This window comes from Bacillus sp. FSL R5-0447 (assembly GCF_038606125.1).
Lineage (GTDB): Bacteria > Bacillota > Bacilli > Bacillales > Bacillaceae > Bacillus > Bacillus velezensis.
In genome coordinates, this window is the sequence record NZ_CP152012.1 from 3,541,450 (window position 1) to 3,563,806 (window position 22,357).

At 47.7% G+C, this 22,357-nt stretch carries 24 protein-coding genes and 1 other RNA gene; 5 read left to right on the top strand and 20 right to left on the bottom strand.

Features of this window, described 5'->3' with window-relative positions; all coding sequences use genetic code 11:
* Nucleotides 1-120: 120 nt before the first annotated feature.
* From NYE68_RS17925 to csoR, 3 genes are all read right to left on the bottom strand, one after another.
* Complete coding sequence (locus tag NYE68_RS17925) at nucleotides 121-2,550, bottom strand: heavy metal translocating P-type ATPase (protein WP_268556595.1); 2,430 nt, start codon at nucleotides 2,548-2,550, stop codon at nucleotides 121-123.
* A gap of 83 nt (nucleotides 2,551-2,633) precedes the next feature.
* The gene (gene copZ, locus NYE68_RS17930) at nucleotides 2,634-2,840 is read right to left on the bottom strand and encodes a copper chaperone CopZ (protein WP_015240581.1); all 207 of its coding nucleotides are present in this window, start codon (nucleotides 2,838-2,840) and stop codon (nucleotides 2,634-2,636) included.
* Nucleotides 2,841-2,915: 75 nt separating this feature from the next.
* Nucleotides 2,916-3,221 carry a copper-sensing transcriptional repressor CsoR gene (gene csoR / locus NYE68_RS17935; RefSeq protein ID WP_003151723.1) on the bottom strand — a complete coding sequence of 102 codons (306 nt, stop codon included), beginning with the start codon at nucleotides 3,219-3,221 and terminating at the stop codon, nucleotides 2,916-2,918.
* 138 nt (nucleotides 3,222-3,359) lie between these two features.
* Here csoR and NYE68_RS17940 point away from each other — a divergent pair, with 138 nt between their 5' ends.
* Nucleotides 3,360-4,400 carry an oxidoreductase gene (locus NYE68_RS17940; protein WP_224462849.1) on the top strand — a complete coding sequence of 347 codons (1,041 nt, stop codon included), beginning with the start codon at nucleotides 3,360-3,362 and terminating at the stop codon, nucleotides 4,398-4,400.
* A gap of 44 nt (nucleotides 4,401-4,444) precedes the next feature.
* Here the strand turns inward: NYE68_RS17940 and NYE68_RS17945 are convergent, their stop codons facing one another.
* Both NYE68_RS17945 and NYE68_RS17950 read right to left on the bottom strand, forming a co-directional pair.
* On the bottom strand, nucleotides 4,445-5,080 hold the full coding sequence (locus tag NYE68_RS17945) for an FMN-dependent NADH-azoreductase (RefSeq protein ID WP_053574150.1): 636 nt from the start codon (nucleotides 5,078-5,080) through the stop codon (nucleotides 4,445-4,447).
* Nucleotides 5,081-5,433: 353 nt separating this feature from the next.
* Nucleotides 5,434-6,285, bottom strand: a complete 852-nt coding sequence (locus NYE68_RS17950) for a helix-turn-helix transcriptional regulator (RefSeq protein WP_324636396.1) — start codon at nucleotides 6,283-6,285, stop codon at nucleotides 5,434-5,436.
* 103 nt (nucleotides 6,286-6,388) lie between these two features.
* Here NYE68_RS17950 and NYE68_RS17955 point away from each other — a divergent pair, with 103 nt between their 5' ends.
* From NYE68_RS17955 to NYE68_RS17965, 3 genes are read left to right on the top strand one after another with little or no spacing between them, the layout of a single operon-like run.
* Nucleotides 6,389-7,606, top strand: coding sequence for an MFS transporter (locus NYE68_RS17955; RefSeq protein WP_324636395.1), 1,218 nt, complete (start codon nucleotides 6,389-6,391; stop codon nucleotides 7,604-7,606).
* The gene (locus NYE68_RS17960; protein ID WP_007410005.1) at nucleotides 7,606-8,022 is read left to right on the top strand and encodes a carboxymuconolactone decarboxylase family protein; all 417 of its coding nucleotides are present in this window, start codon (nucleotides 7,606-7,608) and stop codon (nucleotides 8,020-8,022) included. Before NYE68_RS17955 ends, NYE68_RS17960 begins: the two co-directional genes overlap by 1 nt.
* A gap of 3 nt (nucleotides 8,023-8,025) precedes the next feature.
* Nucleotides 8,026-8,811: an amidohydrolase family protein gene (locus NYE68_RS17965; protein ID WP_015418218.1), complete on the top strand. Its 786-nt coding sequence runs from the start codon at nucleotides 8,026-8,028 to the stop codon at nucleotides 8,809-8,811.
* A 200-nt stretch (nucleotides 8,812-9,011) separates the two neighbouring features.
* On the opposite strand, the gene NYE68_RS17970 is transcribed toward NYE68_RS17965, so the two are convergent.
* From NYE68_RS17970 to NYE68_RS18010, 9 genes are read right to left on the bottom strand one after another with little or no spacing between them, the layout of a single operon-like run.
* The gene (locus NYE68_RS17970) at nucleotides 9,012-10,340 is read right to left on the bottom strand and encodes an LLM class flavin-dependent oxidoreductase (protein ID WP_025285269.1); all 1,329 of its coding nucleotides are present in this window, start codon (nucleotides 10,338-10,340) and stop codon (nucleotides 9,012-9,014) included.
* On the bottom strand, nucleotides 10,337-10,624 hold the full coding sequence (locus tag NYE68_RS17975; protein WP_031378341.1) for a glutaredoxin family protein: 288 nt from the start codon (nucleotides 10,622-10,624) through the stop codon (nucleotides 10,337-10,339). The genes NYE68_RS17970 and NYE68_RS17975 overlap by 4 nt, the downstream gene beginning before the upstream one ends.
* Nucleotides 10,625-10,626: 2 nt before the next feature.
* Nucleotides 10,627-11,643, bottom strand: coding sequence for an LLM class flavin-dependent oxidoreductase (locus NYE68_RS17980; protein ID WP_053574073.1), 1,017 nt, complete (start codon nucleotides 11,641-11,643; stop codon nucleotides 10,627-10,629).
* Nucleotides 11,640-12,419, bottom strand: a complete 780-nt coding sequence (locus tag NYE68_RS17985; RefSeq protein ID WP_014418886.1) for an amino acid ABC transporter ATP-binding protein — start codon at nucleotides 12,417-12,419, stop codon at nucleotides 11,640-11,642. Before NYE68_RS17985 ends, NYE68_RS17980 begins: the two co-directional genes overlap by 4 nt.
* Nucleotides 12,416-13,123 (bottom strand): amino acid ABC transporter permease, encoded by a 708-nt coding sequence (locus tag NYE68_RS17990; RefSeq protein ID WP_014418887.1) that lies wholly within the window; start codon nucleotides 13,121-13,123, stop codon nucleotides 12,416-12,418. The genes NYE68_RS17985 and NYE68_RS17990 overlap by 4 nt, the downstream gene beginning before the upstream one ends.
* A 15-nt stretch (nucleotides 13,124-13,138) precedes the next feature.
* A complete protein-coding gene (locus NYE68_RS17995; RefSeq protein WP_007409997.1) occupies nucleotides 13,139-13,861 on the bottom strand; it encodes an amino acid ABC transporter permease in 723 nt (240 codons plus the stop codon).
* 22 nt (nucleotides 13,862-13,883) lie between these two features.
* The gene (locus NYE68_RS18000) at nucleotides 13,884-14,696 is read right to left on the bottom strand and encodes an amino acid ABC transporter substrate-binding protein (protein WP_020956346.1); all 813 of its coding nucleotides are present in this window, start codon (nucleotides 14,694-14,696) and stop codon (nucleotides 13,884-13,886) included.
* 25 nt (nucleotides 14,697-14,721) lie between these two features.
* Complete coding sequence (locus NYE68_RS18005) at nucleotides 14,722-15,534, bottom strand: amino acid ABC transporter substrate-binding protein (RefSeq protein WP_014418889.1); 813 nt, start codon at nucleotides 15,532-15,534, stop codon at nucleotides 14,722-14,724.
* On the bottom strand, nucleotides 15,531-16,070 hold the full coding sequence (locus NYE68_RS18010) for a GNAT family N-acetyltransferase (RefSeq protein WP_003151702.1): 540 nt from the start codon (nucleotides 16,068-16,070) through the stop codon (nucleotides 15,531-15,533). The genes NYE68_RS18005 and NYE68_RS18010 overlap by 4 nt, the downstream gene beginning before the upstream one ends.
* Nucleotides 16,071-16,221: 151 nt before the next feature.
* Here NYE68_RS18010 and NYE68_RS18015 point away from each other — a divergent pair, with 151 nt between their 5' ends.
* Nucleotides 16,222-17,112, top strand: a complete 891-nt coding sequence (locus NYE68_RS18015) for a LysR family transcriptional regulator (protein WP_017418907.1) — start codon at nucleotides 16,222-16,224, stop codon at nucleotides 17,110-17,112.
* 38 nt (nucleotides 17,113-17,150) lie between these two features.
* Here NYE68_RS18015 and NYE68_RS18020 read toward each other — a convergent pair whose 3' ends face one another.
* The 6 genes from NYE68_RS18020 to rnr all read right to left on the bottom strand — a co-directional run bounded on the left by NYE68_RS18020 (nucleotide 17,151) and on the right by rnr (nucleotide 22,357).
* Nucleotides 17,151-17,945 carry an SDR family oxidoreductase gene (locus NYE68_RS18020; protein ID WP_014721805.1) on the bottom strand — a complete coding sequence of 265 codons (795 nt, stop codon included), beginning with the start codon at nucleotides 17,943-17,945 and terminating at the stop codon, nucleotides 17,151-17,153.
* 114 nt (nucleotides 17,946-18,059) lie between these two features.
* Nucleotides 18,060-18,365 (bottom strand): barstar family protein, encoded by a 306-nt coding sequence (locus NYE68_RS18025; RefSeq protein WP_014418892.1) that lies wholly within the window; start codon nucleotides 18,363-18,365, stop codon nucleotides 18,060-18,062.
* 137 nt (nucleotides 18,366-18,502) lie between these two features.
* Nucleotides 18,503-18,808, bottom strand: coding sequence for a barstar family protein (locus tag NYE68_RS18030; RefSeq protein WP_014418893.1), 306 nt, complete (start codon nucleotides 18,806-18,808; stop codon nucleotides 18,503-18,505).
* Nucleotides 18,809-18,882: 74 nt separating this feature from the next.
* Nucleotides 18,883-19,245: a transfer-messenger RNA gene (ssrA, locus tag NYE68_RS18035) on the bottom strand.
* Between the two features lie 168 nt (nucleotides 19,246-19,413).
* On the bottom strand, nucleotides 19,414-19,884 hold the full coding sequence (smpB, locus tag NYE68_RS18040; RefSeq protein ID WP_003151688.1) for an SsrA-binding protein: 471 nt from the start codon (nucleotides 19,882-19,884) through the stop codon (nucleotides 19,414-19,416).
* Between the two features lie 139 nt (nucleotides 19,885-20,023).
* Entirely contained in the window at nucleotides 20,024-22,357 is a 2,334-nt protein-coding gene (rnr, locus tag NYE68_RS18045) for a ribonuclease R (protein WP_012118465.1), read from the bottom strand.

Sequence of the window (22,357 nt, forward strand, 5' to 3'; positions counted from 1 at the left end):
ATTCCCATAACATCAATACAGCTAAACGGATTTATATATATGAACATATACTCATATATGTGTTTTCTCTATTATATGCAGGCTTTGAATAAAGTGTCAATAAAAAAGACAAAACAGGCATCAGCCTATTTTGTCTTTTTTCACCTTCTGTAAACGCAAAGCATTAAGGACGACCGATACTGAGCTGAACGCCATGGCAGCGCCTGCCACCCACGGGGCCAGAAAGCCGGACGCCGCAATCGGAATGCCGATGCTGTTGTATCCCAATGCCCAGCCTAAATTCTGCTTGATGTTTCTCATGGTCAGCCTGCTCATGCCGATGGCGTCGGCAATGCCGTTCAGGTCACCGCGGATCAGCGTAATATCCGCTGCTTCCATTGCGATATCTGTGCCGGTGCCGATGGCCATTCCGATATCGGCCACAGCCAGCGCCGGAGCATCATTGATGCCGTCACCGACCATCGCCACGCGCCGGCCTTCTTTTTGCAGCCGGGAAATTTCCGCCGCCTTTTGTTCGGGAAGCACTTCGGCGATCACGCTGCCGATGCCCGCGGCTTTTGCAATGGCTTCCGCGGTGTTTTTGTTGTCACCGGTCATCATGATGACGTCAAGCCCCATATCATTCAGGCGTTTCACCGCGGCCGGAGATGTGTCTTTGATTGTATCGGCGACTGCGATAAGCCCCGCCGCTTTGCCGTCTGCCGCAATAAGCATCACCGTTTTTCCTTCCGCCTCCAAGCGGGCCATGTGAGGAAGCAGCGCCTCATGTTCGATGTGTTCCGATTCCATCAGCCGTCTTGATCCGGCTAGAATCGTTCTGCCGTCAGCCTCGGCGTATATTCCGGAACCGATCCGGGCTTGGAACCGGGTGATTTTCGGGATGACAATCCCCCGTTTTTCGGCTCCTGACACGATGGCTTCTCCAAGCGGGTGCTCTGATCCCGTTTCGGCGGCCGCCGCCAGCCGCAGGAGTTCCTCTTCGTTCATTCCCGCTGCCGGTACGGCGTCTGTCAGAACCGGTCTGCCGTTTGTCACCGTTCCTGTTTTATCCAGTACGATGGTCGTCAGACGCTGTGTTTTTTCTAAATGCTCTCCGCCTTTAAAAAGAATGCCGAATTCAGCTGCGCGGCCGGAGCCCGCCATAATGCTCGTCGGAGTGGCAAGCCCGAGTGCGCACGGACAGGCAATGACAAGCACGGCGATGAATTTGCCGATCGCTTCAGAAAACTGTCCCGGCGCGGCCCATACATACCAAATGAGAAAAGTCAGCATGGCCAGCCCCAGCACAATCGGGACGAAAATGCCTGAAATGTGATCCGCGAGCCGCTGAATGGGGGCTTTTGATCCTTGGGCTTCTTCCACGATTTTAATAATGTGTGCAAGCGCGGTATCTTTCCCGACATTCACCGCTCTGATTTTGAGAAAGCCGTTTGCATTGATGGTCGCCCCGGTGACGGTGCTTCCGGGAGACTTATCGACAGGCATGCTCTCCCCCGTAATCATCGATTCATCAATTGCGGAATGGCCTTCAATCACTTCGCCATCGACAGGAACACGTTCTCCCGGTTTCACATATACGATATCCCCCGTCCGGACCTCGTCAATCGGAATCACCTGTACCTTCCCTTCCCGCTCAACCGCCGCCGTCTTCGCCTGAAGCTTCATTAACTTTTTAATCGCTTCTGATGAGCGGCCTTTCGCTTTCATCTCTAAAAGCTTTCCAAGCAAAATCAAAGTCAGCAAAATGGCGCTCGTTTCATAATAAAGCCCCTCTACATGTCCGTCTCGTCCGAGAGACGCAATCGTCATGTACAGGCTGTATGCGTAAGCGGCCGTCGTTCCGAGCGCCACGAGAACATCCATGTTGGCGCTTTTGTTTCTCAGCGCCTTATACGCTCCCATATAAAAAGGCCAGCCGATGACGAGCTGCACCGGGGTGGCAAGCGCGAATTGCAGCCACGGATTCATCAGGATATCCGGCATCCAGATAAAAGAAGTAAAAGAAAAATGGCTGACCATCGACCATAGAAGCGGAAATGAGAGAACGGCAGAAAATATCAGCCTGATCAGCTGTTTTCGCTGCTCTTTCTCCTTTTGGGATAATCCGCCATCTCCATCAACCGCTTGCTTCTCGTCTAATCTGTAGCCGAGTTTTGCCACGGTCTCTTTCAGCTCTTTCGGTGTCACCTCTTTCGGATTGTATTCAACGGTGACCGTTTCCAGAGCGAAATTCACCGGTGCGCTGTCAACTCCCCCTACTTTGTTCAGGCGCTTTTCAATCCGATTGGCGCAAGCGGCGCACGTCATGCCTTCAATCTGAAACTCGGCTTTTTCCGTCACAACATGGTAGCCGAGTTTTTCAATTTTATCCTTTATGGCGCCAGCTTCGATTTTGTCAGGCTGATAGGAAATATTTGAGGTCTCAAGCGCAAGATTGACGGAAGCGTCATTGACGCCGTCCATCCGTTTCAGTCCTTTTTCAATTCTAGAAGCGCAGGCGGCGCATGTCATGCCCCCCACTTGAATGGTCATTTCTTTCGGTTCACTCAATGTCCTCATCTCTCTTCATAAACCCCATGGGGGTATAAGTATGATAAAAGAAAACCGCGCCCGTTTCCGCAGCGCGATAAATCCTATACGACGTCATAACCTTGATCTTCAATCGCGTCTTTTATATCTGATACGGAGACTTTGTTCTCATCAAACGTCACATCCACCTGTCCGGCTTCCAATTTCACCTGAACCGCCGTCACTCCGTTCAGTTCTCCTACTCCGGTCTCTACTGCTTTGACGCAGTGCTGACAGGACATGCCTTCGACTTGCAGTGTTTTTTGTTCCATGATGATTCCCTCCACGTCTTGTTTTTTCTTCTTCATGTTACCATACCCCTGTAGGGTATTTCAAAACATTTTATTTTACGATTTTGCGATTTTTTTCACAACATCAAGCAGCTCGGCAATCGCCTGCTCCCCGTTTCCGCTCTCAATGGCGCCGGCTACGCAGTGATGGGCGTGATCTTCCAGCAGATGAAACGCGACTTTCTGCATGGCCGCCTGTACGGCTGAAATCTGCACGAGAATATCCACGCAGTATCGTTCGTTATCCACCATATTCTGAATGCCCCTGACTTGGCCTTCAATCCGTTTCAGCCGGTTCAGGATCTGGTCTTTTTCTTTGGCGCTTTTATGATTTAACGATTGATGCTCGGTATGTTTGTCCATTTTCCACCTCGGTTTTTTTCTTCGTTATCTTCATTATACAGACTTGAAAATCCGGTGTAAAAAATTTTCAACACACAAGTTTTACCAGTACGCCCGCGGGGTATATAATGTTATCACATATCAAGAGGGGGAAATTCATTGAAAACGATACAAGTCGGCATATTGGGGTATGGTTTGTCGGGTAAAGTCTTTCATGCGCCGCTTTTGGACGTCCTTGATGATTATCAGATCAAAAAAGTCATGACGTCCAGAACGGATGAGGTCAAACGTGATCTGCCGGGGGCTGAAGCCGTGCGCGCGATTGAAGACATTACCGGTGATCCTGACATTGATCTCGTCATTGTCACGACACCGAGCGGAATGCATTATGAATCAGCGATGAAATGTCTCCTGGCGGGAAAACACACCGTCGTGGAAAAACCGATGACGGCGACTTCAGCAGAAGCGGAGGAACTGAGAAGAACGGCTGAAGATAAAGGCGTCTTACTGAGCGTGTACCACAACCGGCGCTGGGACAATGATTTTTTAACGATACAAAAGCTGATTCGGGACGGGGCGCTTCAAGACATTCATACATATCAAGTCAACTACGATCTGTACAATCCGGTTGTCCAAGAAAGATGGCGCGAAAAAAGCGGACCCGCCACGGGAACGCTGTATGATCTCGGTTCACATATTATTGACCAGACACTCCTGCTTTTCGGAATGCCGGAATCCGTCACGGCAAATGTGATGAAACAGCGGGACAACAGTGAAACCGTCGATTATTTTCTGGCCGCGCTCCATTACGGCAAACTTCAGGTCATTCTTCAATCCGGCTCCATGAATGCGGCAAGCGGCCCGCGCTACCAGATTCACGGACGGAATGCAAGCTTTATCAAATACGGAAAGGACGGACAGGAAGCTGCGCTTTCAGCCGGCCAAAAGCCGATTGACGACAGCTGGGGCGCCGATGACCCTGACAACTTCGGAGAGCTGACAATCGCAGCGGATGAAAAACGGCATACAGAAACAATCCCCTCTGAGAACGGCTCTTACCTTACGTACTACAAACTGCTGGCAGACAGCATCTTAAACGGAAAACCGCTTCCCGTTACGGCAAAAGAAGGCATCGATGTCATCCGTGTCATTGAAGCGGCGATGAAAAGCAGCGAACAAAAACGGACGATTGCCCTTTAATATGAAAAACCTCCCAGCCGTACGGCAGGGAGGTTTTTTTAAGATCAGAATGATTTTCCGGCTTCTTTCGCGCGGGCAATCGCATCTTCTTTAATTTGCTGTGCTTTATTCGGTTCAGCATTATGGCCTTCAACGATTAATCCGTCAAAAGAAGGAACGCCGAAGAAGTTCATCATGATGCCGATGTAACGGTGGCCCATTTCCATGTCAGCCGCCGGCCCTTCAGAGTAATAGCCTCCGCGCGCCTGAATGTGGAGCGCTTTTTTGTCTGTCAACAGACCGATCGGGCCTTGCTCTGTATATTTGAATGATTTTCCGGCTACAGCCACAGAATCAAGATACGCTTTCATAACAGGCGGGAATGAGAAGTTCCAAAGCGGTGTGACGAATACGTATTTGTCAGCTGACGCGAATTGATCGCTCAGCTCGTTCAGACGGCTGACTTTCGCTTTTTCGTTTTCAGAAAGCTCTTCAAAACCTGTGCCGGATTGAAGTTTTCCCCAGCCGCTGAATACATCCGCGTCGATATGAGGAATGTTCTCTTTGTAAAGGTCGATATGTACAACCTCATCATTCGGGTTTGATTCTTTATAAGAATCGATAAACGCTTTTCCTGTCGCCATGCTGTAAGATGTCTTTTCATCATGAGGATGAGCAGTGATATAAAGTACTTTTGCCATTGTAAACAGCCCTTTCGTTTTCAAATTACACACACATTTATTATGAAATATGAATGTTTTTTTATACTGATCAGTTCTGTAATAATTATAGTTACAAAAAATTCTTTTCGCAACAATAATATCTCGAAATCAGTATATTTTTTTGAAAAGGCTGTAAGAAGTACCTCCAGCAAATCGAAAAAACTCGCGTTAAGCAAATTTCGACAAAGAAAAGACCGATTTTGACCATGTTAAGCCTAAATCGGCTGTTTCATTTCAGACAGTTGTGTGGAATTTATCCATGCAAAATGTTCCTGCTCTTATATTAGAGACAAACGAATTCCGCTTCATACGTTCGAATTTATCACACTCTTTTATTGCAGGTCTGCTTGCCAGTTTAACAAACGCTTCATTTTCTGTTCTGTTTCACCTTCTTGGCGAGGTTGGTAAATGGTTAATTTTAGTTCAGGGGCATCGTACACTTGAAGAGTAATATGATCCATAATCATTTCTCCAACTAAAGGATGCAGCAGTGTTTTTTTGCCGCAAGGAGTACCTAGAACTTCATGCTTGAACCACCAATTACGAAACTCAGGGCTCTTATTGGTAAGTTCTTTAATGATATCTTTAAACCACTCATCACCGACAAAACGTGTATAGGCTAAACGAAATTGAGCAATCAAGCGTTGCGCATGATCTTCCCAATTAAGAAAGAGGTCTCGGTATTCTTTAGACGTAAAGCAACGCCAGACTGCATTACGATCTCGATCATTCATTTTATTAAAGTCACCAAAAACCACGGCAGCAGCTTTATTCCAGCTTACTATGTTCAATTTTTCGTCGGTTACATATGTAGGGCAGTATTCTAATTGACTCAATACATTTTTCAGGACGCTATTTACACTTTCAACGAGAGGTCTTCCCACCTTAGATAGCAATGGCCGATTTGCTAATAAAAATAGATGCTCTTTTTCCTCTTCATTTAACCTGAATACACGCGAAATAGCCTCCAATACGTCTGAAGATACCTGTATATCACGCCCTTGCTCTAACCATGTATACCAGGTTACTCCTATTCCTGCCAGCTGAGCTGCTTCTTCTCGGCGCAGTCCTTCTGTTTTTCTGCGCGGACCAATAGGTAAACCAAAGTCTTGAGGAGATAATCGCGCCCGTCGTGTTTTTAAGAAATCCCCTAGTTCTTTCCTTCTTTCTTTGTCACTTAACATGAACTTCTCCCCTTATAAGTAGTAGTTTTAATAATAGGATAAACACACTCCTATTCCCATTATAAACCTTCATCTATTCTAATAAATGAAGGAGGTGAGTTTTATGGTTTTCAAAAATAGGGCTGAGCCTTTCCCAAAAGGATTAGTTCTCCTCATGGCTGCAGCATGTGGTTTTACAGTAGCTAATGTCTATTTAAATCAAACGCTCTTAGTCAGTATGGCAAATACTTTTCACGTTTCTGAAAACTATATAGGAATTGTAGCAACTTTAACTCAAGTGGGATATGCATTGGGAAATCTTTTATTGGTACCATTAGGTGACATTTTTGAACGGAGAAAATTGATCCTAAGTTTATTATCTATTGTATGTATAATTTTAGCCGCAACTGCTTTATCAATGAATGTAACGTGGCTGATTGCAGCAAACTTAATTCTTGGATTTGTTACCATAGTCCCTCAAATTATTGTTCCTCTTGCTGCTAATTTAGCTTCAGAAGAGAACAGAGGAAAAGTGTTAGGGAATGTTGCCATTGGCTTAGTGTGTGGGATTTTAGGCGCTCGATTTATCAGTGGTTTTGCAGATTCCCATTTTGGATGGAGATCAATGTATTGGGCTTCTTTTGCTGGCACAATGATAATGATCATTTTAATGGCAATGTATCTTCCAAAAAGCAAAGGAAATCATGCAATGCAGTATAAAACATTACTTGCATCTTTAGGCCCGTTATTTAAAAAAGAAAAAGTGTTGCAAAAAGCTTGCCTGAGTCAAGGAATGATGTTTGGTTCCTTTAGTGCCTTCTGGACAACTCTTATTTTTTTATTAAATACTTCTCCGTATTCTTATGGGAGCACCGCGGCAGGTTTAATAGGTTTAGTGGGAATAGCTGGAGCCTTTGCAACTCCCATGATTGGCCGGGTGATCGATAAAAAAGGATCAAAATTTGCTAATACCTTATGTATGTTTATTTCTTTAATCGCTTTTCTGACCTTAATATTCTTAGGATATTGGTTACCGGGATTACTTCTTGGCGCACTATTAGTAACAGTTGGCACGCAAGCAAATCAAGTTGCTTGTCAAGCTGCTATCTTTCAACTATCTCCTGAAAAGAGAAGCAGATTAAATGGTTTATACATGGTATCTACATTCTTAGGCGGATCTTTAGGATCATATCTAGGTGTACTTGCTTGGAGCAAATGGCATTGGTATGGAGTATGTACAGTTGGGATACTCATGATAGGTATTGCTTTTAGTTCCTTATTTAGCTTACCTAAAAAAAGAACAGTAAAAAATAGAGAATTCGAGAAAGGAAGTTATATCTAATGTCTGAAAATACAGAAAACTACAAAAAGGGATTGGAAGTTCTATCAAAAATAGATCCGCACAACTATCAAAATATCGTGAACAGTTTTAAAGATTCAGCAGCACCCGACTTGGGAACTTTGGCTGTGGAATTTAATTACGGTCAAATTTTTTCCAGACCGGGATTAGATTTAAAATCCCGCCTTCTTGCAGCAGTTGCTGGTCTGACTGCTTTAGGAAATACGGAACAATTAAAATTTTATATTAACGGAGCTTTAAATGTCGGATGGACCGAAGAAGAAATTGTGGAAGCTATGATGCAAATGTTAATTTATGCAGGCTTTCCTGTCGCATTAAATACCATTTTAACAATAGCTACTGAAGTATTTTCTAAAAGACGAAATCAGCTGTCAGCCAATTTATTGGAAGGAGAGTAAAAAATGATTATTGATAGTCATGCCCACGTAGTTCTACCTGTAGAAAAACACATTGAAATGATGGATTCAAGCGGGATAGATAAAACTATTTTATTCTCTACGCTTGTTCATCCAGAAAAAAGTGAAAGCTACGATGAATTTATTCAGGAAATGGATGTACTGAATCAAATTTTAAATAACGAAATAAATCCCCTAGAAGCACGATCAAAAGCTTTAGAAGAATTGAGGGATGCTATCGCAAAATATCCTGACCGTTTTATTGGATTTGGATCAGTTCCCCTTTTAAGTTCCTCCGGAGAACTGCATGATTGGGTTGAGAAGATTGTAAAAGATTATAAAATGAAGGGGCTTGGAGAATTCACCCTGGGTTCAGGCCAAATTAAAATGCTTGAGCCTGTATTCCAGGCAGCTGGTGATTATAATTCCTTTCCGATTTGGGTGCATACATTCCATCCACTCAATTTAAATGATATTCGGGAATTGTTCGCTTTAACTCGTAAATATCCCACTGTCCCTGTAATCTATGGCCATTTGGGAGGGATTCATTGGCAGCAAGTTATTGCATTAACAAAAGAAACAAAGAACGCCTACCTGGATATTTCTGCATTTTATACAACCTATGCATTATCTTTGGCTATAAAAGAACTCCCAGAGAAAACTTTATTTAGTTCTGATTTTCCATATGGTGATCCATTCCTAAATAAGTTGGCAGTTGAACGCCATGCTTCAAGTGAAGAAGTCGCACAACGAGTACTAGGCGGAAATATTGCTAACCTCTTAAAGATTTAACTTATTTTTATAACAATTTCTTAGGGAATATAAGTTTGAAGGATTGCATTCAACAGGTTTTCATTCCTTACGTCTTTTAATAGTAAAGAGCCGATTTACTCTTAATGGTTAACGGGGTAAATCGGCTCTATTCTTATCCAAAATGCTGGCGGGATCCCTTTAATGACGGGAATGGCAAGCAGCAGAAAAAGCAGAAACATTTAGTTTCTGCTCAAAATCGGATTTGATTTACAGACCGGAATATCCAACCCGAGATTCCCCCGCAGTGTATCGGCCGGATAGCTTTTTCGGTACAGCCCCTTTTCCTGGAGGATCGGTATGACTTGATCCACAAAGGCTTCAAGCATGCCGGGGATGTCAGAGTGAATGATAAACCCGTCCGCCGCTTCCCGCTGAAACCATGTTTCAATTAATGACGCTACACGTTCAGGTGTGCCGATAAAATGGGTTCGCGGAAACGCGGCTTCGCGCGCCACTTGACGCAACGTAAGATTCCGGGCTTTCGCCTCCCTTTTGATACGGTCTGTCGTGCTTTGAAACGCGTTTTTCCCGACGTCGCCCAAATCAGGGAACGGCTCATCCAGCGGAAAACGGCTCAGATCATAATCGTCAAAAAATCTGGCCACATATTTAACGGCGTTCTCTATCGGAATCAGCTCGGCGAATTCTTGGTATTTCGCTTCCGCTTCTTCTTGTGAGCCGGCTATAATCGGACTGATTCCCGGAAAAATCCGCAGCTTGGTAGCGTCCCGGCCGTAATCCGCCGCCCGCTTCTTCACATCATCATAAAAAGCTTTCGTTTCCTCAAGTGAATTGGAGTGCGTAAAGACTGCATCTGCATTCCTCGCGGCAAACGACCGACCGGTTTCTGAAGACCCCGCTTGGAAAACGACCGGCTCTCCCTGTTTGGACCGGCCGATATTCAGCGGGCCCTCCACTTTGAAATACTCGCCTTTGTGATACAGGCGATGCAGTTTGTCAGGGTCAAAAAACTGCCCGGTTTCTTTGTTGCGGACGAAGGCATCTTCTTCCCAGGAATTCCACAGACCGCGCACCACGTCCACATGTTCCTGGGCGATGGCATAGCGCCGGCTGTGGTCGGGAAGGCTTTCTTTGCTGTGATTGCGCGCGGCTCCCGCCTGCGGAGAGGTGACGAGATTCCAGCCCGCCCGGCCGCCGCTGATATGGTCAAGAGACATCAGCTGTCTTGCGATGGTGAACGGCTCAGTGAACGATGTGGAAAATGTGCCGATTAAACCAAGATGGGTTGTAGAGGCGGCAAGCGCCGATAAGATAGTGATCGGCTCAAACCGATTTAAGAAATGCGGGATGGACTTTTCAGAAATGAACAAGCCGTCCGCAATAAAAGCAAAGCTGAACAGCCCTCTTTCTGCAGTCTGCGCTTTTTGCCTGTAAAACGCCGCATTCGTGCTTGCTGTCGGATCGGCGTCGGGATGACGCCAGCCGTCCGTTGTGCCGCCGACACCGTGAATCATGGCTCCGAATTGAATAAGATCCGTCCGGCTCATTTTCTCTCCCCCTTTTTCCCCTCGTAATCGGCAAGCGCCCGTTCTACATGTTCAATGCCGACTTGAGTAACGGCCTGATACACACGGCTGTCACCGCTGCCGAGTTCAACGACGGGGACATGACGGATGCCGTATTTCATCTGCAGCACGTCACGCAATTCGTCCCGTTCTGTCACATCAATTGTTTCGTACGCAATGGCCTTTTCCCGCAAATATCCTTTCACTTCATCGCAATACGCACAGCCCTGTTTGCTCCAGACCACAACGTTTACTTCATGACTCATGTTCATCCCTCCTGTAATTGTGGGGCCGGCTGCACCGCTTCGCTTAACAGCCGGTAAGACAATCGTTTTTCCTCAGCGTTTTTGATAGGCGACAAAATCACAAAATCAGTAATGCTGTACTGAACGGATAATCGTCGCAGCTCGGCGGCAGTCTCTTCTTTTGTCCCGGCAATCACACCCGTCTTTTGTGTAATCAGCTTATACGGCTGCGTGACTTGTTCAAGAAACGCTTCCGCTTGTTCCCGGGAACCGACATTCACCTTTTTGCCGTCTTCGAGAATGATTTTGACCGACTCACGCGATACGACGTGTTTTTCCGCTTCTGCTTTTGTATGCGCGGTAAAGACCATCGGCGCAAGGTGAAATTCCGCCTTCGATCCTTTCGGCAGATGCTCGTCAAAGGCGTGGCGCGCTTTTTCTAACGCAGCCTCTTCACCGTTTATGAAATAGGCGAAAACGAAGGAAATGCCGAGTTTGGCCGCGGATATCGCGCTTTCCGCGCTGCCGCCGAGCAAAAAGAGGTCAGGCGCATACTCAGTATGCGGCGCCGGCCGCAATGACGCATAGCGGTGTGAGTCCGGAAAATCATTTCGGATGAAATGAGTCAGCTCCTCAAGCTTTTCTTCAAATAAACGGGCGGGCTGGATAAGCTCCCGCTGCAGCGCATCGGTTGACAGCTGAAATCCGCCGGGCGCTTTGCCGACACCAAGCGCCACACGGCCGGGAGCAAGAGCGGACAAAACCCGGAACTGCTCCGCCACTTTATAAGGACTGTAATGCTGCAGCATCACCCCGCCGGATGCGAGACGGATTTTTTTCGTGCTTGCGGCAAGATACCCCAGAACAATTTCCGGAGCTGATCCTGCTATCTCTTCATTGTTATGATGCTCCGCCGCCCAGAAACGGTCATATCCGTATTGTTCGGCCTCCTGAGCCAATTTCACCGTTTGCCGCAAGGCTTCTTCTGCGGTTTGGTTTTCCGCGGTGACACTTTGGTCTAAAATGCTTAAACGAATCATACGACAGGCTCCTTTATGCGCTCTTTTATGTCATAACCGTAATCAGGCAGCACGCGGCGGAGGAACTTCTTCGTTCTTTCTTTTTTCGTCTTGTAAAAGACTTCCTCAGGCGTTCCTTGTTCCACGATTGCTCCTTCATCCATAAACACAATTTGGTCGGACACTCTTCTGGCGAATTCCATTTCATGTGTGACAATGATCATGGTGGCGCCGGTCCGCACAATGTTAAGCATCACATCGAGCACCTCGCCGACAAGCTCCGGATCAAGGGCTGCGGTCGGTTCGTCAAACAGCATCACATCAGGATGAATGGCAAGCGCCCGGGCAATTCCGACCCGCTGCTTCTGTCCTCCCGATAGCTGATTCGGATAGGCGTGCAATTTATCCTGAAGCCCCACCTTGGCCAGTTCCCGCTCGGCAATGGCGTACGCATCTGTTTTTTTCATTTTCCTTGCGACCGTCAGGCCTTCCATGACATTTTGAATCGCCGTTTTATGCGAAAACAAATGATATTGCTGAAAAACCATCGCCGTCTGTTTCCTCAGTCTGAGAATGTCTTTTTTGGCAGGCTTTTTGCAGTTAATGACTTCACCGTGCAGCGAAATGGCGCCCTCATCCGGCCGCTCAAGTAAATTAAGGCAGCGCAGAAAAGTGGTTTTCCCGGAACCGCTCGGGCCGATGATGGTCACGACTTCTCCTTTCCGGACACTTAAATTGATCCCCTTTAGCACGTGATGACTGCCAAAATGTTTCTGAATGTTTCGGATTTCGATCATAATGCGCCTCCTTGATATCTGGCCGCTCTTTTTTCCGCCAGACTGTTTACAGCTTCGAGAATCAGCGTTAATCCCCAATAAATCACGGCCGCCCCGATAAATGCTTCCAGAAACGCATAGTTATCGGATGCCGCAATCGTCGCCGTTCCTGTAATTTCAGGCACTGCAACAATTGCCGCGATGGAAGTGGTATGCAAAAAGCCGATGCCTATATTGGTGAAGTTCGGCAGCGATATCATGAACGCCTGCGGCAGAACCACGCGCCGAATCATCTGTCCCCGCGTCAGGCCGATTGAATATGCCGCCTCCGCCTGCCCTGTATCGACGGCCATGATCCCGGATCGGAGAATTTCCGTCATATAAGCGCCTGCCGTTAATGACAGTGCCATGATGACAAACACGGCGACCGGAATCTGATTGGCCGACCAGCCGAGATGAAACGCGCGGCTGAATTGATCGGCAATCAGCGGAATCCCTAAATAAATCAGCATAATATGGAGAATCGCCGGGGTGCTGCGGAAAAAAGACACGTAAAACGATGAGCAGGCCAGCAGCCATTTGATGCGGAATATACGCACCGTGATATTGCCGAGAGCTATGAAAAATCCGGTGATAATCGGAATGACCGTCATCGCCAATGTAAGCGGAACGGTTTTCACCATTTGTTTTATCGCAGTGCCGATAAACGGAATGTCCAGCTCCACTGTTCTCCCTCCTTTTCAGCCGTGCGCGCTCATGTCAAAAACCGTCACAAGGCGCGTCTCATCTTTCTTGATTCGTTTTTCGGCCCATCTGAAGACACATTCAAATAAAAGGGCGGCCGCATAATACAGAACAGAAAGCGAGATATACACTTCTAAAGAATGATTGCTCGATGTAATCAAGGTCTGTCCTCTGCCCGACATATCCATCACCCCGATCGAAAAAGCGAGTGATGTATCTTTTAAGAAACCGATCACCATATTCCCGATGTTGGGAAAGGCCTGCACAAGCGCCTGCGGCAGAATGATGCGCCGGAATGTCTGCCCCCCGTTCAGCCCGATGCTGAACGCCGCCTCCGCCTGCCCGCGGTCGACGCTGTTCACACCTCCCCTGATGATTTCGGCCGCTCTTGCCGCGCTGCTCAGCGCATACGTGGCGATGGCCGCATACAAAGGGTCCATTTTGGAGGTATCAATTCCGGCGAGCGCCGTGAGCGCCGGAATGCCGTAAAATACAATGAACAGCTGCACCATGATAGGCGTTCCTCTAAAAAAAGAGATATACAGCTTCGCAAACTGATTCAAAACGGGAATGCGATAGATGCGGGGCAGCGCCAAAAGCAGCCCCAATAGAAAGCCGAACAGCAAAGACACCGCCAATATATACAGCGTGACGGGCAAATACCCGAGCAATGTCGGCACAAAGGACGCGATCATACTGATATCAAACGCTTTTTCCATTGCCGATCCCTCTCTTTTTCACTTAATATTGCTCCTTTGAATAATCCGCGCCGAGCCACTTTTCACTCAGCTTTTTAAGCGTGCCGTCATCAATGATTTCCTGCAGGGCTTTATCAATGTCATCGCTCAGCGTTTGTTCATTTTTGTTAAACATAAAAAACACTTTGGCATTTGACAGCACCCCGCCGACTGTTTTTTCTTTGATCGCGCTCGTTTTGTTTTGGAAATCGACGGCAAACGGCGTAGAAATCGTCGCATCGGCGCGGCCGGATTTCAGCTGATTGGCCGCATCGTTTGAACCTTGGCCGGCATAAGCGATTTCAAACGGACTGCCGTGTTTTTCATTCCATTTTTTCAGCACAAGCGCGCCGTTTGACGTCGGACTCGTAATGACCCGCTTCCCTTTCAAGTCCTCAATGCCGTGAATGTTCCCGTTATCTTGGAGCACCGTGATTTTCAGCGGGAAGTTGTTATACGCGACTTGATTGAACAGAAATTTTTTCTCCCGTTCGGCGCTTTTCTCCATTTGATGGGCTACGATATCGACTTTATGCTGGCCGAGGCTGACAAGCAGGTTGGAGAAATCCATCGTTTTAAAAGTGAAACGATAGTCCGGCAGGCGCCTGTCAAGCTCTTTCACCAGCTCAACGTCGTAGCCCGTCAATTTGCCTTTATCATCAATAAAGCAAATATTCGGAAATTGAGTTCCCGTGCCGACCGTGATGTTCTTCACGTTTTTCTGATTGCCTGATGCCGCCTCCCCGCCCGCGCCGCAGGCTGATAACGCCGCCGTTGCGGCAATTGTTAATGACATGACCGCCAGTCTTATTTTCATGTGATCGCCCCGTTTTCTGCTTCAGTTATTTCGTGAAACTTGATTTTGAATAATCCGCGCCGAGCCATTTTTCACTCAGCCTTTTCAATGTGCCGTCCTTCTCAAGCTTTTGAATCGCCCGATCCGTATCGTCCGCCAGGGTTTGGCTGTTTTTATTGAACATAAAATACACCTCGGTATCCAGCAGCACATCACCGACCGTTTTTTGTTTGAACGCGTGCGTCTTATTTTGAAAATCGACGGCAAACGGCGTGGATACGGTGGCGTCAGCGCGTCCCGTCTCAATTTGGTTTGCTGTATCATTGCTGCCCTGCCCGGCGTATTTCAAATGTATCGGGCTGCCGTGGGTTTTGTTGTATGCCGTCATATAGTCCGCCGCGTTTGACGTCGCGCCGACGATGACGGTTTTCCCTTTTAAATCCCGGAGCGTGTGTATCGCGTCATTATCCGCCTTCACCGTGATGTACATCGGCGAGTAGTTATACGGGATCTTGTGATACAAAAAGCGTTTCTCCCGTTCCTTATTTTTCGCCATATTGTGCGCGATCACGTCAATTTTCCGGTTTCCGAGACTTGTGAGCAGATTCGAAAAATCCATCGTCTTAAAGACAAATTTGTATTGCGGCAGCTGTTTATCAATGGCTTTCATCACTTCAATGTCATAGCCGGTCAGCTCGCCTTTTTCATCCATAAAAGCAATGTTCGGAAAATCAGTTCCCGTGCCGACAATGACGGTCTGCACGCCGCTCCCCGCTTTTGTGCTTTCTCCTTGCCCGCACCCGGCCAGCACGCCGAGCAGCAGAAGCAGACAGCCGGCTCTGATCCGTTTTTTTATCATTGCGCCCAGCTCGGTGTGCCTAACAGCGACGCGTCAAACCGCTCCGGTATGAGCACCTTTCTCATCATGACTCCGATGTCTCCGTCTTTCTCCTGCTCAAAATACACTTCATACCCCCTCCGTCTGTACATATCTACAAGCCAGGGATGCTTGCGCGCCGAAGTGCCGAGCGTGATGGCCGGGGCCTTCAGCGTATCCCGCAGCACGTGTTCTTCCACATAAGTCAAAAGTTTGCTGCCGATGCCCTGCCCCTTCAGCTCAGGAAGCGTCGCAAACCACCAGACAAACGGATATTTTGACGGAGGCGTGTCACTCTCCCACGGAAAACGGATCGTAATTGTTGAAAGAAGCCGTCCGTCCCGTTCGAGCACGACGGCTGAATGATTTTCAATATTTTCTGTTACCATATCGATGTCGGCCCGCGCCGACGGCCAGTCAATCTCCAAATTGCGGATCGGCTGAAACGCGCTGTACAGCAGCTCTAAAAACTCCGGCGCATCCTTTTTCTCAGCCAATCGAAATATGTCTTCACTCATTCCGGTCACTCTCCCCGCAAAAATATATAATTCCAATTTGTTTACTAAGCTTTGATTGTTTATACTATAAAACAAACTGATTTATTTGACTAATCAAAAAAAGTAAAGGAAAGGTTCAAGAAAATTAATGAACAGCCGGGAGGGGATTTCGTTGGAATTACGCACCATTAAAACGTTTCATACCATCGTACAGTCAGGCAGCTTTTATAAGGCCGCCGAAATTCTGAACTACTCACAGCCGACGATTTCAATGCGGATTAAACAGCTGGAACAAGATGTAGGCGCGCAGCTGTTTGAACGGGGAAAGAAGCTGAAACTGACAAGGGCGGGGCGGCTGTTTCATGAGCGGGCCGGGCAGCTTCTCGCGCAATACGAGGTGCTTGACCATACTTTGGCCGACATCAGACAGGGCCAGGCCGGCCTTATTCAGATCGGCATATCCGAACCGACGGCAAGCCTGATCTTCCCTGCCGTACTGCGGGGTTTCTTACATGATTATCCTGACATGTCGGTCAATGTCAGCGTGGATGATGCCAATACATGCAGCCGCAAACTGCTGGAGGGCGCCATTGATTTTGCCGTATGCGGCGAGCCGGAGCTGATTCTGGAAAATTATTTCGATCCGTTTTTCCATGACTCGCTCAATGTCATCGTGTCAGACAGACATCCCCTTGCCGACAAAGCAAGCGTCAATCTCGAGGATTTAGAAAATGAATGCCTGATTTTCACGCCCGCCAATTGCCCGATCCGGATTCAAATTGAACAGCACCTGCAGCGTGCCATCGGGAGCCGCTATCGAAAAATGGAGCTGACCAGCAGCATGGCTCATCAATACTATGTCAGGGAAAATATCGGCGTCTCAATCTTTACGGCGACGGCGCACTCAGAACCGATCGAGGGCACGAAGGTCATTCCGATCAATAACTTAACAATTTCACCACCGGTCGGGCTGTTGACAAACCAAAAAGAAGAGCATTTTGACTGCGCCACAAAAGATTTAATCAGCAGGATCATCGGCCGGTTTCAGCGTGATCCGCATTAAAAAAACCCCCGCTTTACGGGGGTTTTTTTACGTTCATCTTATATAATGCTCCGCACCAAGCCGCCGTCGATCCGCAATGCAGATCCGTTAATGGCAGACGACAGCGGGCTGCTTAAAAAGGCGACAAAGTGGGCGATTTCTTCCGGACGGATCAATCGCTGAATGATCGACGTCGGACGATTTTCCTTCATAAATCGTCTCTCCGCCTCCACCGCGGTCAGGTTTTCACCGGGATAAAGCGACTCGAGCATTGTTTCGACGCCCTCTGTTTTCGTGGAGCCGGGCATGACCGTATTCACCGTCACATTCGTCCCTTCCGTGAGCTCGGCCAGACTGCGTGACAGCGACAGCTGCGTCGTTTTCGTAGCGCTGTAATGGGCCATTTCCTGAGAAGGCATGACGGCCGCTTCACTCGCGATAAAAATCACCCGCCCTTCCTTCCGTTCAATCATCCGCTTTGCATACCGGCGTGTCAGCCTCACGCCGCTCATGATATTCACCTCGAAAAACCGGAGCCACTCTTCGTCAGGAATATCAAAGTATTCCGCAGGTTCAAAGATTCCTAAATTGTTGACGAGAATATCCACATCCGGATACTGCTGAAAAATCGCGCCGCACCCTTCCGCCGTGCCTAAATCAAATGCGGCCGGATAGAGACGGGCATCCGGCGTCTGTTTCTCTAGTTCCCGGATCGTTTCGTTCACCTTTTCTTCACGGCGGCCGTTAATGATCACGGCCGCACCTTCTGCAATCAGCGAAGCCGCAATCGCCTTCCCGATGCCTGACGTAGATCCTGTCACAAGCGCCGTCTTCCCTTTCAACTGCAAATCCATCATCCATTCCTCCCTATCGCAAGTCTCTTCTTATATATGGACAGAAATCGAAAGCCTGAAACCTTCCGTCCCTATTATCGGATAGAAAAATAGATGAGGGGAAGTACGCACTTTTTAGTGCCTGTCCGTTGTCCCGGCTGACGGCTGATCGATTTGAATGACAAATCGATTCCCTAACTCTTCCTGAGCCTCTTGAAGCAGCTCCAAGACATCGTCCGCATCCGAACCCAATGCCTTTTGACTGGCCTCAAAGTTCTTCCACACCAAAGTCAGCGGAAGTTCGATCCAGCCTGTCAGACAATCCCATAAGGCATTCAGATTTTCACCATAATAGTCCGGGAAATCTAATTGATCTTTTAAGATTCGGTGTAATGCTTCTGTGCTTGTAACATCTTTTCCGTCTATGATGACTTTTAACATCAATAACACCTTCCACTATTTTATTTTATGAAATGTTTTATAATGGTCTGTTGTTTTATAGATTAACCCATCATTAGAATAAAGAAGTCCGTCCCTATTATCGGATAGAAAAATAGATGAGAGGAAGTACGCACTTTTTAGTGCCTGTCCGTTGTCCCGGCTGACGGCTGATCGATTTGAATGAAAAATTCACCATCTAATTCTGCCTGAGCCTTTTTTAATATCCTTAATACATCATCAGCATCCGAACCCAATGCCTTTTGACTGGCCTCAAAATTCTTCCACACCAAAGTCAGCGGATATTCTATCCAGCCTGTCAGACAATCCCATAAGGCATTCAGATTTTCACCATAATAGTCCGGGAAATCTAATTGATCTTTTAAGATTCGGTGTAATGCTTCTGTGCTTGTAACATCTTTTTCGTCTATGATGACGATTTCCATTCACTTTCACTCCTTGATTTCGGCATGAAAAAACCGCAGTGCGTCATGTGACGGCACTGCGGTTCCTCTGTTATGTATGGAGACGGTGGGAGTCGAACCCACGTCCAGAAACATCGATTACTTAAGCGTCTACGAGCGTAGCCTGCATATTTCGTGTTTCACTCGTCTTCGTGCCTGCGGGCGGGCCTTCCGAGAGCTAGTCTGTCAGTCTCTTCTTACGTTCTCAGACGGGAACGCAAGCGTAGCCTACTTGGATGTGCTCTTCACGGACACATAGGCAATGTCAGGAAGAGCTCGCTGCGTTTATTAGGCAGCTAGTGCTAAGTTTTGGTTAAAACTTTTAGTTTTGCCAGTTATATTTAGGTGCGTGTTAACGAGATCGCCTCTCGGCTCGCAGCTCAAGCTCGATCCATCCCTGTCGAATCCGTAACGTCCCCTTGTTAAGGGTATACGGGAGATCTATCAAGCTCTTGCTCAACTGGCTGTACTGTTATTATACCATGATCACAGGCAAATTCAATTGGGAATGTCTTCAATAAACAGCCTGTGAATCTGATGTGTGAACAGTATAGCACAGGGCATATCATCACATCAAGGCTCATGCATCAGAAGCCTTTTTGTCTGTCTCTGAACGCTCTTTCGATTTCTCTTTTTGCGTCTTTTCGTTTTAAATCTTCGCGTTTATCGTATGTTTTCTTCCCTTTTCCGAGGCCGATTAACACTTTGGCGAAGCCGTTTTTCAAATACAGCTTCAGCGGCACGAGGGAATAGCCTTTCTCTTTCGTCAGGCCGATCAGCTTATTGATTTCTTTCCGGTGCATCAAAAGCTTTCTCGTCCGGAGCGGGTCGTGGTTATAGCGGTTTCCCTGCTCGTACGGGCTGATGTGCATGTTGTGGAGGAACACTTCGCCGCGCTCGATTTTCGCAAAGGAATCCTTCATGTTTACGCGGCCGGCGCGGATGGACTTAATCTCCGTTCCCTGCAGCACGATGCCTGTTTCATAGGTTTCTTCTATAAAGTAATCATGGTTTGCTTTTTTGTTTTGCGATAATACTTTGCCTGATCCTTTTGGCATGCCTTATCCTCCTCTCTCCGCAAAAACCGTTCATGTGTGCGATACGCTTTATTTTAGCAAATGGAGCGTTCCGCGACAATGAAAATGCGGCTTGCGAAAGAAAGCAAACAGAGCATTTTGCCCCATTTGCTTTTCGCATTTACTTCTTCTTTTTGCGTTTTTGTTTCGGCGCGTTTTGGAAACCGCGTTTTTTCTTTTTCTTCTTCGGTTTTGTAAACCATTCCCCTTTTTCCTCCGATTTCGGCGGTGAAGCCGGGGTATTGCTGTTTAACACGCGTTTCCGCGCCGGTCTGCCGCGTTTTCTGCGGTCGCCTGTCGTTTCTCTCGGACGGCGGGTGCCTTTCATGCCGACAATTTCAAAGTCGATGTTTCTCTCATCTTTATTGACGTCGACGACTTTGACCGTGATTTCGTCTCCGATGCGGTAAACGTTGCCCGTGCGTTCACCGATCATGGCGAAATGCTGCTCGTCAAAACGGTAATAATCATCCGTCATAAAGCTGACGTGCACAAGCCCTTCAATCGTATTCGGCAGCTCGACAAACATTCCGAAATTCGTGACGGAACTGATCATGCCGTCAAATTCCTCGCCGATTTTATCAAGCATATATTCCGCTTTTTTCAGATCGTCCGTTTCCCGCTCTGCATCAACGGCACGACGTTCCATCGTTGACGTATGATCAGCGATTTCCGGAAGGCGTTCGGCCCACTTTTCTTGAGTCGCTTCGTCCGATTGTCCGTTGATCAAATACGTTCTGATCAGCCTGTGAACGATTAAGTCAGGATAGCGGCGGATCGGCGATGTGAAGTGCGTATAAAATTCAGTCGCCAGCCCGAAATGGCCCAGGCTTTGCGGGTCGTATTTCGCCTGCTTCATGGAACGGAGCATGACGGTTGAAATCACCGTTTCTTCCGGACGGTCCCGCACTTCGTCAAGAATGCTTTGCAGCGCGCGCGGATGAATGTCTCCGGCTTTCCCTTTGACGATATAACCGAATGTCGTGACGAACTCCAGGAACTTTTGCAGTTTTTCGGCGTTCGGCTCTTCGTGAATCCGGTAAATAAACGGCACGTTCATCCAATGGAAGTGCTCGGCCACCGTTTCGTTTGCCACAAGCATGAATTCTTCAATCAGCTTTTCCGCTACTGAGCGCTCTCTGATGACGACGTCTTTAACGGCGCCTTCCTCATCGACGAGCACCTTCGCCTCTTTGAAATCAAAATCCACGGCGCCTCGGTCCATCCGTTTCGCCCGGAGAATTTCGGCCAGACGTTCCATGTCTTTAAACATCGGGACGAGCGGCTCATATCTTTCTTTCAGCTCGGCGTCGTCTTCTGTGAGGATCCGGTTGACATCTGAATAGGTCATTCTTTCCGTCGTTTTAATGACGCTTTGGAAGATCTCGTGCTCTGTCACCTGGCCCTGCTGGTTGATTGTCATTTCGCAGGAAAGCGTCAGCCGGTCGACCTTCGGATTTAAAGAACAGATTCCGTTAGACAATCTGTGCGGAATCATCGGAATGACCCGGTCAACCAAGTACACGCTTGTCCCTCTTTCCAGCGCTTCTTTGTCAATCGGGGAATTCTCCGTGACGTAATGGCTGACGTCCGCAATATGGACGCCGAGCTTGTAGCTGCCGTTATCAAGCTTTGTCACGGTGACGGCGTCATCCAGATCCTTCGCATCCGCGCCGTCAATGGTGACAATGACCTGATCGCGGAGATCACGGCGGTCTTTGATGTCTTTTTCATCGATGGTATCCGGCGTGCTTGTTGCCTGCTCCATCGCTTCAGCCGGAAAATCTCCCGGCAGGCCGTGCTTATGGATAATTGATAAAATATCGATGCCCGGATCATTTTTATGGCCGAGTATTTCAACGATTTCTCCTTCGGCGTTCATTCTGCCTTCAGGGTAGCTTGTCAGTTTGACGACGACTTTATGGCCTTCCGCAGCGCCGTTATTGGCATGTTTCGGAATAAAAATATCACTCGTGATTTTCTTATCATCCGGGATGACAAAACCGAAGCTTTTCGTTTCTGTGTATGTGCCCACGACGCGGTCGATGCTTCTTTCCAAGATGCGGATGACCGTGCCTTCCTGTCTCGATCCGCTTGACTGGGAATTGAGCCGCACCATGACGATATCGCCGTTCATGGCCGTATTCAGCTCATTCGGCGGAATAAACACGTCGCTTAAAGAGGTATCCTCCGGCAATAGAAACGCGAAGCCTTTCGCATGCGCGGAAATTTTTCCTTTTACTAAATTCATTTTTTCCGGAAGCCCGTAGCGGTTGCTTCTGGTGCGGACGATCTGTCCCGTCTCCTCGAGCGCCACCAGCGCTTTTACCAGCTCTTTGAATTCATCTGCTTCCGTGATGTTCAGCATCTCCTCAAGTTCCTGAACGGTAAGGGGCTTGTACGCCTCTTCCTTCATAAACGCGAGAAGACGGTCCATAAACGCTTCTTTTTCCAT

Coding starts and splice junctions, on each gene's coding strand:
- copZ (WP_015240581.1), bottom strand. CDS start 2,840: ATGGAACAAAAAACACTGCAAGTCGAAGGCATGTCCTGTCAGCACTGC.
- csoR (WP_003151723.1), bottom strand. CDS start 3,221: ATGGACAAACATACCGAGCATCAATCGTTAAATCATAAAAGCGCCAAA.
- NYE68_RS17945 (WP_053574150.1), bottom strand. CDS start 5,080: ATGGCAAAAGTACTTTATATCACTGCTCATCCTCATGATGAAAAGACA.
- NYE68_RS17950 (WP_324636396.1), bottom strand. CDS start 6,285: ATGTTAAGTGACAAAGAAAGAAGGAAAGAACTAGGGGATTTCTTAAAA.
- NYE68_RS17955 (WP_324636395.1), top strand. CDS start 6,389: ATGGTTTTCAAAAATAGGGCTGAGCCTTTCCCAAAAGGATTAGTTCTC.
- NYE68_RS17960 (WP_007410005.1), top strand. CDS start 7,606: ATGTCTGAAAATACAGAAAACTACAAAAAGGGATTGGAAGTTCTATCA.
- NYE68_RS17965 (WP_015418218.1), top strand. CDS start 8,026: ATGATTATTGATAGTCATGCCCACGTAGTTCTACCTGTAGAAAAACAC.
- NYE68_RS17970 (WP_025285269.1), bottom strand. CDS start 10,340: ATGAGCCGGACGGATCTTATTCAATTCGGAGCCATGATTCACGGTGTC.
- NYE68_RS17975 (WP_031378341.1), bottom strand. CDS start 10,624: ATGAGTCATGAAGTAAACGTTGTGGTCTGGAGCAAACAGGGCTGTGCG.
- NYE68_RS17980 (WP_053574073.1), bottom strand. CDS start 11,643: ATGATTCGTTTAAGCATTTTAGACCAAAGTGTCACCGCGGAAAACCAA.
- NYE68_RS17985 (WP_014418886.1), bottom strand. CDS start 12,419: ATGATCGAAATCCGAAACATTCAGAAACATTTTGGCAGTCATCACGTG.
- NYE68_RS17995 (WP_007409997.1), bottom strand. CDS start 13,861: ATGGAAAAAGCGTTTGATATCAGTATGATCGCGTCCTTTGTGCCGACA.
- NYE68_RS18000 (WP_020956346.1), bottom strand. CDS start 14,696: ATGAAAATAAGACTGGCGGTCATGTCATTAACAATTGCCGCAACGGCG.
- NYE68_RS18005 (WP_014418889.1), bottom strand. CDS start 15,534: ATGATAAAAAAACGGATCAGAGCCGGCTGTCTGCTTCTGCTGCTCGGC.
- NYE68_RS18010 (WP_003151702.1), bottom strand. CDS start 16,070: ATGAGTGAAGACATATTTCGATTGGCTGAGAAAAAGGATGCGCCGGAG.
- NYE68_RS18020 (WP_014721805.1), bottom strand. CDS start 17,945: ATGGATTTGCAGTTGAAAGGGAAGACGGCGCTTGTGACAGGATCTACG.
- NYE68_RS18025 (WP_014418892.1), bottom strand. CDS start 18,365: ATGTTAAAAGTCATCATAGACGGAAAAGATGTTACAAGCACAGAAGCA.
- NYE68_RS18030 (WP_014418893.1), bottom strand. CDS start 18,808: ATGGAAATCGTCATCATAGACGAAAAAGATGTTACAAGCACAGAAGCA.
- smpB (WP_003151688.1), bottom strand. CDS start 19,884: ATGCCAAAAGGATCAGGCAAAGTATTATCGCAAAACAAAAAAGCAAAC.
- rnr (WP_012118465.1), bottom strand. CDS start 22,357: ATGGAAAAAGAAGCGTTTATGGACCGTCTTCTCGCGTTTATGAAGGAA.